We start from the raw sequence: 8,284 nt of genomic DNA, 5'->3' as shown, positions 1-8,284 counted from the left end.
GGCAAACCCCACGCTCGGGCGATACATGAGCCGCTGGCGGACGCTCGCCGCTTGATCGAGCTTCGAACCGGGACTTATCCGGAGTCGGAATGCGCACGGGCCAACGCCAGAATCTTGCTCGACGTCTCCGCCACGCGATGACACCGGCCGAGATCGCGTTATGGCGTCATCTGCGTGGCCGGCAACGCTGCGGCGCCCGTTTCCGACGGCAGCATCCGATCGGGCCGTTCATCGCCGACTTCGCGTGCCTGGCGCCGACGCTGGTGATCGAGGTGGACGGCGGGCAGCACAGCGGCTCACGTTCGGATGTGAGCCGGGATGCGTACCTGCGCCAGAAAGGATTCCACGTGCTGCGGTTCTGGAATCACGACGTCCTGCGGAACGTGGATGGTGTCTGCCGGGTGATCGACGCCTGGCTCGAGAATCGTGAGGTCCGCATGGACTGAGCCCTCCCCCGCGCGCGGGGGAGGGTTGGGTGGGGGCAAACCGTGAGAGGGCGAAAAAAACGATGCGAGCGCATGACGAGATGCGCGTGCCCGTCGCTTCCGCGCCCCCCAGCCTTTGCCCCCATCCCAGCCTTCCACCGCAGGCGGGGGAAGGCGCAGGTCCATCGCGCTTCAGCCGCCTCGCCCGATCGGGGCGAAGCAATGTTCCGCATCAACGCAGGTTGATGACCGTCTGCGTGATCTGGTCCTGCGTCTGGATCATCTGCGCGTTCGCCTGGAAGTTGCGCTGGGCGGTGATCATGCTGACCAGCTGTTCGGTCAGATCGACGTTCGAGGCTTCCAGTGCGCCGCCCTGGACCAGGCCGAACTGCGAGGTGCCGGCGGCGCCGCGCAGCGGCTGGCCGGATTCGAAGGTTTCGGAGAACGCGTTGTCGCCGGCCTGCTGCAAGCCCTGCGGGTTGGCGAACATCGTCAACGCGACCTGGCCGAGCGGCTTGGAGACGCCATTGCTGTAGCTGGCCTGGACCACGCCTTCGGCCGAAACCGAAATCCCCGACAGGCTGCCGGTGGCATAGCCGTCCTGGGTCAGTTCCGACACGGCGAAATTCTGGCCGTACTGCACCGAGTTGCCCAGCTCCAGCGCCAGTGTCATCGGGCCGGCGCCGCCGGGCGGCGTGTAGGCGGGCAGGGTGAGGCTGCCGCCGGCCGGCGACACCAGCGCGCCGGTGGGCGAGTACTGCAGGGTCTGCGGGGTGCCGACATCGTTGCCGTCGATCTGGGTCTGCACGGTCCACTCGTTGTCGTTGGCGGTCTTGCTGAAGTACAGCGACTGCGAATGCGCGGCGCCCAGCGAGTCGTACACCGTGACCGATGTGGTGTGGCTGTAGGTCGTCGGATCGGCGGCGTCGAACGGCGCGTTGACCGGGACGGTCGCATTGCCGGGCAGGGTCACGCCCACGTTGACTGCGGAGCTGACCTTCGGCGGCGCGTCGCCCGTCGCCAGCTGCAGGTCGCTGAGCCTGCCGGTGTTGAAGCTGCGGCCGTCGCCGGCGGGGGCGTAGACCTGCAGGCGCTGTCCCGACGGGTTCACCACGAACCCGTTGTTGTCGGTGGTGAAGTTGCCGGCGCGCGAGTAGACCGTCTGGCCGTTGTTGGACAGGGTGAAGAAGCCCTGGCCCGACACGCCCATGTCCAGCGCCTGGCCGGTGAAATCGATGTTGCCCTGGTTGAACTGCTGGGCCACGCGCTGCAGGCGCGAGCCGGCGCCGACGGCGTTCTTGGCCAGGCCGTAGGGCGACACCGCGAACACGTCGCCGAACTCGGCGCGGCTCTGCTTGAAGCCGATGGTGTTGGCGTTGGCGATGTTGTGCGAGGTGACGCTCAGATCGGACGAGGCGGTGTTCATGCCGCTCAGGGAAATACGGAAGCTCATCGGGATTCTCCGGAGGAGTCGGGTACGGGTCGGTAGGAAGAGGACAGCGCGGCGGTCAGCCGATGCGACGGACGGCGGCGAGCGACTGGCTGCCGATGCCGGCCATGTTCAAGGTCAGGCCGCTGGTCTCGATGGAGACGCTCTCCACCTTCGCCTTCACGCGCACCGACAGGGCTTCGCCCGTGCCGGCACCGTCGGCGGCGCTGCCCGCGACCGCCCGGATCGTGTACGGGCCGCCCGGCGCCGGCGCACCGGCATCGGTCAGTCCGTCCCAGTCGAACGCCGTGGCACCGGCGCCGGGCGCCTGCACCACCATGCGACGCACCGGCGTGCCACCCGCATCGACGATTTCGATCGTCTGTGCGCCGGCGCGGGTCGCCTGGATCTCGCCGCTGAGCGGTGCGCCCGCGGCCAGCTGCACCTTCGAGGTTTCCACCAGCGCGTCGTGGCCGACGAGGCTGGCCGCGCGCAGGGTCTGGTCCGATTCCATGACGCTGGCCATCGAGCCCATCGCCGTCTGCATCTGGTCGATGCCCTGCACGGTCGAGAACTGCGCCAGCTGGCCGAGGAACTGCTGGCTGTCGAGCGGCTTGAGCGGATCCTGGTTCTTCAGCTGCTCGGTCATCAGCAGCAGGAAATTAGCCTGGCCCAGGGCACCGGTCGATTTCTCGGCGGGGGTCTGCTTCGGCCCGAGGCCGAGCGAGGCGAGGGTGTCGGTGTTGATGGCAGCCATGGTGGCAGTCTCGAAGGGCGGGCCGTCAGCGGCCCATGTTCAACGTGGCCAGTGCGGTTTCCTTCGCACTGTTAAAGACCTCGACGTTCGCCTGGTAGCTGCGCGAGGCGGAAATCAGATCGACCATCTGCGCGACCGGATCGATGTCCGGCGCATAGACGTAGCCGTTGCCGTCGGCCAGCGGATGGCCCGGCTCGTAGCGCTTGATCGGCTGCGCCTGGCTGTCGAGCACCTGGGTGGCGCGTACGCCCTGCAACGCCGGATTCGCGCCCACCTGTTCGGTGGTGAAGACCGGCTGCTTGGCGCGGTAGACGGTGTTGGGATCGCCCGACACCGAATCGGCATTGGCCATGTTCGAGGCGACGGTGCTCAGGCGCACCGACTGGGCGTTCATCGCCGAACCGGCGACGTCGAAGATCGGCAGGTTGCTCATGGGTGCGCTCCTTACTGGCCGGTGATCGCGGTCAACATGCCGCGCACCTTGGCCTCGACGAACGACAGCGAGGCGCGGTACTCGAGCGAGGCCTGCGCGAACGCCGCGTTCTCGCGGTCGCCGTCGACGGTGTTGCCGTCGAGGCTGGGCTGGCTGCTCGGGCGCAGGTAGTGGGCGTTGGTCACGGCGGTGGAGATCGCATTGCCCTGTTCCAGCGGCCCGCCGCGCTGCGCCGCCAGGGCGGCATTGAGCGCCCCGTTGAAATCGAGGTCCTGCGCCTTGTAATGCGGCGTGTCGGCGTTGGCGATGTTGGCGGCCAGCACCTGCAGACGCTGTTCGCGCACTGCGAGCGCGGTGCCGTGGATGCCAAGGAAGTCGGCCATGCTGCCCTCCAGTGGGCGGGGTGTCGCCTGCGATCAGGCAAGCCGCGTGCCAGAGGCGCTGCGACGGGCTTGCACAGGCGTGGCGAGCTGGAATGCGCGGGTGTCCCGATGTCGGCGCCGGTGGCGTCGGATTTCTGTCGCGCCGGTGATCTGCACGCGACTGACCTGACGCATCCAGGGTGGGTGCAACCGGCGTTCCCCGCCTGGCTCTCTCGCAGGGGGATCCGGCGCCCGGCGTTCAGCCGCTAGGCAATCGAGTGCGTCGGGCGCTACGGGCCACGTCACTGGATGACCCGCTGCGCGCTGTCGAGGGCGCCTCCGGACTGCGCCGGAATGACGGCAGCTGGGCGCCGGACGGACCAGCGCCGGCACATCCCTTGCAGCTCTCCCGCGCATGGACACTCCGCGCGCCCGATTCCGATCCGTCTGCCTGCCCGCGATGCTGGTGCTGGCCTGGGCGTCACCCGTTTTCGCCGACTCCGCGCCGCAGCCGCTCGACGCCATCCGCGCTGCCGCCCTGCAGGCGATCGGCGGCCCGGAGGCTGCCGGCGAGGCGCGTCTCGACTCCCGCCTGCGGCTGGCCGCCTGCAGCCAGCCACTCGAAGCCGTCGCCACCAGTCCGCGGATCGCCCAGGTGCGCTGCGGCGATGCGCCCGGCTGGCGTCTGTATGTGCCGGTCACGTTGCGCCGCGAGGCCGACGTGGTCGTCGTCACCGGTCCGGTCCGTGCCGGCGAGCCGATCGATCCGTCGAAGCTGAGCGTGCAGCGCCGCGAGGTCGGCCATCTCGACGGCGCGGTCTTCAGTGATCCTGCCGAACTCGCCGGCCGCATTCCGGCCCGCGGCCTCGGCGCCGGCAGCGTGCTGACCGGCAATGACGTGCAGGCCGGGCAGCCGGTCAAACGCGGCGATCCGGTCGTCCTCGTCTCGCGCGCGGGCGGCGTGGAGGTGCGCGTGCCCGGCGTCGCGCTCGGCTCGGCCCGGGTCGGCGAGCGGGTCGCGGTGCAGAACAGCGGCTCGAACAAGGTGATCCGCGGCCGGCTGACGCCGGAGAGCGGCGTGGTCGAGGTCGTCCTCTGAAACCCGCCGTCCGAAGCTGAACGTGTCATCACACACTCGCGGTGCGCGGGGCCTCAAGTTCCGCCGCGGGTGGCCGTTATCGTGTTCGTACCGAGCACGAGGAGCCGCCCGATGACCCACAGGATCGATGCACCGCCCCCGGCGGCCCGCGCACCGGAAGCGGCGGCGCTGTCGTCCGTGGGCCGCACCGGCGCCCCGCGCAACGAACCCGTCGCGGCGACCCCGGCGGTCGACCGCGTCATCCTGACCGGCGACGCCGAAGGACTGCAGGCCATGGGACGCGAACTGGGCACCGCACCGGCGGGTATCGACATGGCCCGTGTGAACGCGCTGAAGGCCGCGATCGCCGACGGCAGCTATGCCATCGACGCCCCGACCATCGCCACCCGCATGCTGGGTCTCGAACGGCAGCTGGAAGGCGCGCGATGACCGCGATCGCCCAGTCCGGCGCGCTCGACGCGCTCGAAGGCGCCCTGCAGGCCGAGCGCCAGGCCCTGCTCGACAACGACGTGGTCGCATTGCTGGCCTCCACCGAGGCCAAGGTCCGCGCCCTGCGCCAGGCCGAAGCCGCCCCGCCGGATCTCGCCGTCGCCGACCGCATTTCCGCGCTGCGCATCCTCAACCAGGCCAACAACGTGCTGTTGTCGCGCCGCCGTCGTGAAGTCGACTGGGCGCTGCGACACATGGGCCGTACGGAGTCGACCGGCACCTACGGCGCGAACGGCTACACCGGTACCCGCGCGCAGGCACGGCAGTTGGCGGTGGTGTGAGGCGCGCTCCGCTCTGATGTGTCAGGAAGGCCCGCGGAAGCGGGCCTTCTGCTTTTATGGGTGATCAGGTTTTCGACGTTGTGCTTCGCGCTCGCCGGCGCGGCCTATTGCCGAAGCCCGTCGCGCACGAAGCCTCACGTTCGTCGTTCCAGCGAAAGCTGGGCTTTCAACGGATGCATGTCCGATCATCCATTCTGATCTTTCTTTTCGCCTCGGCTCTGGTTTTTGGCTTTGGCTTCGGCTGTTCGCCGTTGACTGGAATCGAGCCGTAAAGCGAGCCGAGCATCGCAGGGCGTCGGGGTCGAAGAGCAGCCCATGTCTGAGCGTAGCGAGTTTGGGCTGCGTGCCCCGTCGCCCGAGAAGCGCAGGGAACCGCTGCGGCTGTATCGCGGCGGATCGCGTCCGGCGAAGGGACCTTTTGGTTCCTTTTGGGTCCGTCCAAAAGGGACTCGCACGCGCAGCGGGCGAAAGCTCTGTACTTGCCTGCGCTTCTCAGCTCGTCTCTCTGCGACTTCGATGTTCCCAGCAAAGAATCAACCGCAGGAGCGAAGGTCAAGTACAGGGCTTCCGCGCTGTCGCGCGGCTTACTTTTGTCTTGGCAAAAGTAAGCAAAACCGTCTTCGCCGGACGCGAGCCGACGCATGAAGCCGCGTCGGTCCCCTCCGCGCCTCGCCTGACGCGGCACGCAGCCCAAACTCGCTGCGCTCAGACATGGGCTGCTCTTCGGCCACGCCAGGCTCCGGTGCTCGGCTCGCTCTACGGCTCGATTTCAGATCAAGAGCTGAAAGCCAGAGCCAGAGCCAGAGCCAGAGCCAGAGCCAGAGCCAGAGCCAGAGCCAGAGCCAAAGCCAAAGCCGAAGCCGAAGTTGAAGTTGAAGTTGAAGTTGACGTTGAAGTTGAAGTTGAAGCAAAGCCGCACAGGTGCGCGATTCCGCGCGCGCCACAGGCCCGCCATCCCCCCGCGCTAGACTGTGCATCCCTGTCCGTTGCCAAACACCCCTATGCGCTCGAAGCTGGATGTCCGCCGGTTCCTGCCGGCACTGCTGTTCGCCCTGCTGGCCGTCGGTTGCCAGCGCGAATCCGGAGAACAGACCGCCGTGACCCCCGGGACCGGTGCTGCGCCCGCCGCCGTCGACCGCGACGAGCATTCCTACGCCGAGCCCGACAAGGTCGTCACCGAGGACCTGGCGCTCGATATCGCGCTCGACTTCGACGCGAAGACCATCGCCGGCACCGCGACCTACACGTTGCAGTGGAAGGACCCGGCTGCGACGCAGCTGGTGCTCGACACGCGCGATCTGACGATCTCGAAAGTCGAAGGCGAAGCCGCGGGTGGCCAGTGGCAGCCGTTGCAGTACGCGCTGGCGCAGGCCGATGCGACCCTGGGCAGCAAGCTCACCATCGAAACGCCCGCGCGCAACGCCAAGGTCCGTGTGACCTACGTGACCTCGCCGGACGCGTCGGGCCTGCAGTGGCTCACGCCGGAGATGACCGAAGGCAAGCAGCTGCCCTTCATGTTCAGCCAGTCGCAGCAGATCCACGCGCGTTCGTGGGTGCCGCTGCAGGACACGCCGGCCATCCGCTACACCTACACCGCGCACGTCACCGCGCGTCCGGACGTCATGGTGCTGATGAGCGCCGACAACGATCCGGCCGCCCAGCGTGACGGCGATTACACCTTCAAGATGCCGCAGAAGATTCCGTCGTACCTGATGGCGATCTCGGCCGGCGATCTGGTGTTCAAGGAGATTTCCGGGCGCGCGGGCGTATGGGCCGAGCCGGCGATGATCGATCGCGCGGTGGCGGAATTCGCCGACACCGAGAAGATGATCGCCACGACCGAGCAGCTCTACGGCCCCTATCGCTGGGAGCGTTACGACCTGCTGATCCTGCCGCCGTCGTTCCCCTACGGCGGCATGGAGAATCCGCGCCTGTCGTTCATCACCCCGACCGTCATCGTCGGCGACAAGTCGCTGGTCTCGCTGATCGCGCACGAGCTCGCGCACAGCTGGTCGGGCAACCTGGTGACCTTCTCCAGTGCCAAGCATGGCTGGCTCAACGAGGGCTTCACCAGCTACGTCGAGAACCGCATCGTCGAGTCGCTGTACGGCAAGGAAGTCAGCGACATGGAGTACGTGATCGCGCGCAACTCGCTGCGCGACAACATCGGCGCCATGCCCGAAGCCACCCAGGCGCTGGCGGTCAAGCCGGGGACCGATCTCGACGCCGACGACGCGCTGAGCGCGGTGTCCTACGACAAGGGCGCGTGGTTCCTGCAGTTCCTGGAGCAGCGCTTCGGTCGCGAGAATTTCGACACCTTCCTGCGCGGCTATTTCGACCACTTCGCGTTCCAGAGCATCACCACGGAACAGTTCCTCGCCTACGCCAAGGAAAACCTGTTCGACAAGTTCCCCGACACCGTGACCGAGGCCGAGATCCAGGAATGGGTTTACGCGCCGGGCATTCCGGGTTACGCGCCGCAGGTGATGTCGCGCAACTTCGGCATCGTCGATTCCGCGCGTCTGGCGTGGCTGGGCAGCGCGCAGCTGCCGCCGCGTCAGATCACCGATGCGTGGTCGACCCAGGAGTGGCTGCACTTCCTCGAAAGCCTGCCGCCGACGCTGACCGTCGAACAGCTGGCCCAGCTCGATGAGGCCTACACGTTCACCGGCACCGACAACGGCGAGATCGCGATGCGCTGGTATCCGCTGGCGGTGCGCAGCGGGTACACGCAGGCGAACGAGGCGCTGGCCGAGTTCACTGCGCGCGTCGGCCGTCGCAAGCTGATCATGCCGATCTACACCGCGCTGGTGCAGACCGAGCCGGGTCTCGCACTGGCGAAGCAGATCTTCGAAACCGCACGTCCGGGCTACCACCCGATCACGACCGGTTCGGTGGAGAAGCTGATCAACGAGGCCAAGCCGGCACCGGCGCCTGCGCCGGCTGACGTGCCGGCGGTCGATCCGGCCGCGCCTGCCGATCCGGCGGCGCCAGCACCCGCCAACTGAG

9 protein-coding genes are annotated in these 8,284 nt (G+C 67.9%); 5 read left to right on the top strand and 4 right to left on the bottom strand.

Annotated features, from left to right (window positions below):
- Positions 1 to 137 precede the first annotated feature (137 nt).
- Complete coding sequence (locus tag CURTO8I2_RS09135) at positions 138 to 446, top strand: endonuclease domain-containing protein (RefSeq protein ID WP_236551050.1); 309 nt, start codon at positions 138 to 140, stop codon at positions 444 to 446.
- 211 nt (positions 447 to 657) lie between these two features.
- On the opposite strand, the gene flgE is transcribed toward CURTO8I2_RS09135, so the two are convergent.
- Genes flgE through flgB form a run of 4 tightly spaced genes read right to left on the bottom strand, consistent with a single transcriptional unit; the run spans position 658 to position 3,427 of the window.
- The gene (flgE, locus tag CURTO8I2_RS09130) at positions 658 to 1,878 is read right to left on the bottom strand and encodes a flagellar hook protein FlgE (protein WP_159680551.1); all 1,221 of its coding nucleotides are present in this window, start codon (positions 1,876 to 1,878) and stop codon (positions 658 to 660) included.
- Positions 1,879 to 1,933: 55 nt separating this feature from the next.
- Positions 1,934 to 2,611 carry a flagellar hook capping FlgD N-terminal domain-containing protein gene (locus CURTO8I2_RS09125; protein ID WP_159680549.1) on the bottom strand — a complete coding sequence of 226 codons (678 nt, stop codon included), beginning with the start codon at positions 2,609 to 2,611 and terminating at the stop codon, positions 1,934 to 1,936.
- A gap of 25 nt (positions 2,612 to 2,636) precedes the next feature.
- Entirely contained in the window at positions 2,637 to 3,044 is a 408-nt protein-coding gene (flgC, locus tag CURTO8I2_RS09120; RefSeq protein WP_159680547.1) for a flagellar basal body rod protein FlgC, read from the bottom strand.
- Positions 3,045 to 3,055: 11 nt separating this feature from the next.
- The gene (gene flgB, locus CURTO8I2_RS09115; protein WP_159680545.1) at positions 3,056 to 3,427 is read right to left on the bottom strand and encodes a flagellar basal body rod protein FlgB; all 372 of its coding nucleotides are present in this window, start codon (positions 3,425 to 3,427) and stop codon (positions 3,056 to 3,058) included.
- 394 nt (positions 3,428 to 3,821) lie between these two features.
- Between flgB and flgA the strand changes: the two genes are divergently transcribed.
- The 4 genes from flgA (at position 3,822) to CURTO8I2_RS09095 (ending at position 8,283) form a co-directional block, all read left to right on the top strand.
- On the top strand, positions 3,822 to 4,505 hold the full coding sequence (gene flgA, locus CURTO8I2_RS09110) for a flagellar basal body P-ring formation chaperone FlgA (RefSeq protein WP_159680543.1): 684 nt from the start codon (positions 3,822 to 3,824) through the stop codon (positions 4,503 to 4,505).
- A gap of 111 nt (positions 4,506 to 4,616) precedes the next feature.
- Positions 4,617 to 4,934, top strand: a complete 318-nt coding sequence (gene flgM, locus CURTO8I2_RS09105; protein ID WP_159680541.1) for a flagellar biosynthesis anti-sigma factor FlgM — start codon at positions 4,617 to 4,619, stop codon at positions 4,932 to 4,934.
- Entirely contained in the window at positions 4,931 to 5,275 is a 345-nt protein-coding gene (locus CURTO8I2_RS09100; protein WP_159680539.1) for a flagellar protein FlgN, read from the top strand. Before flgM ends, CURTO8I2_RS09100 begins: the two co-directional genes overlap by 4 nt.
- A 986-nt stretch (positions 5,276 to 6,261) precedes the next feature.
- Positions 6,262 to 8,283 (top strand): M1 family metallopeptidase, encoded by a 2,022-nt coding sequence (locus CURTO8I2_RS09095; protein WP_236551049.1) that lies wholly within the window; start codon positions 6,262 to 6,264, stop codon positions 8,281 to 8,283.
- Position 8,284 lies beyond the last annotated feature (1 nt).

Origin of the sequence: Luteimonas sp. 9C (genome assembly GCF_902506295.1) — a bacterium.
Taxonomy (GTDB): Bacteria; Pseudomonadota; Gammaproteobacteria; order Xanthomonadales; family Xanthomonadaceae; genus Luteimonas.
The sequence above is the reverse complement of the archived record's forward strand: the minus strand, read 5'-3'. Positions and strand labels throughout refer to the sequence as shown.

Bases quoted from the DNA above. Each gene is read 5' to 3' on its own strand.
- flgE (WP_159680551.1), bottom strand. From the start codon at position 1,878: ATGAGCTTCCGTATTTCCCTGAGCGGCATGAACACCGCCTCGTCCGAT.
- CURTO8I2_RS09100 (WP_159680539.1), top strand. From the start codon at position 4,931: ATGACCGCGATCGCCCAGTCCGGCGCGCTCGACGCGCTCGAAGGCGCC.
- CURTO8I2_RS09135 (WP_236551050.1), top strand. From the start codon at position 138: ATGACACCGGCCGAGATCGCGTTATGGCGTCATCTGCGTGGCCGGCAA.
- flgB (WP_159680545.1), bottom strand. From the start codon at position 3,427: ATGGCCGACTTCCTTGGCATCCACGGCACCGCGCTCGCAGTGCGCGAA.
- flgA (WP_159680543.1), top strand. From the start codon at position 3,822: ATGGACACTCCGCGCGCCCGATTCCGATCCGTCTGCCTGCCCGCGATG.
- flgC (WP_159680547.1), bottom strand. From the start codon at position 3,044: ATGAGCAACCTGCCGATCTTCGACGTCGCCGGTTCGGCGATGAACGCC.
- CURTO8I2_RS09125 (WP_159680549.1), bottom strand. From the start codon at position 2,611: ATGGCTGCCATCAACACCGACACCCTCGCCTCGCTCGGCCTCGGGCCG.
- flgM (WP_159680541.1), top strand. From the start codon at position 4,617: ATGACCCACAGGATCGATGCACCGCCCCCGGCGGCCCGCGCACCGGAA.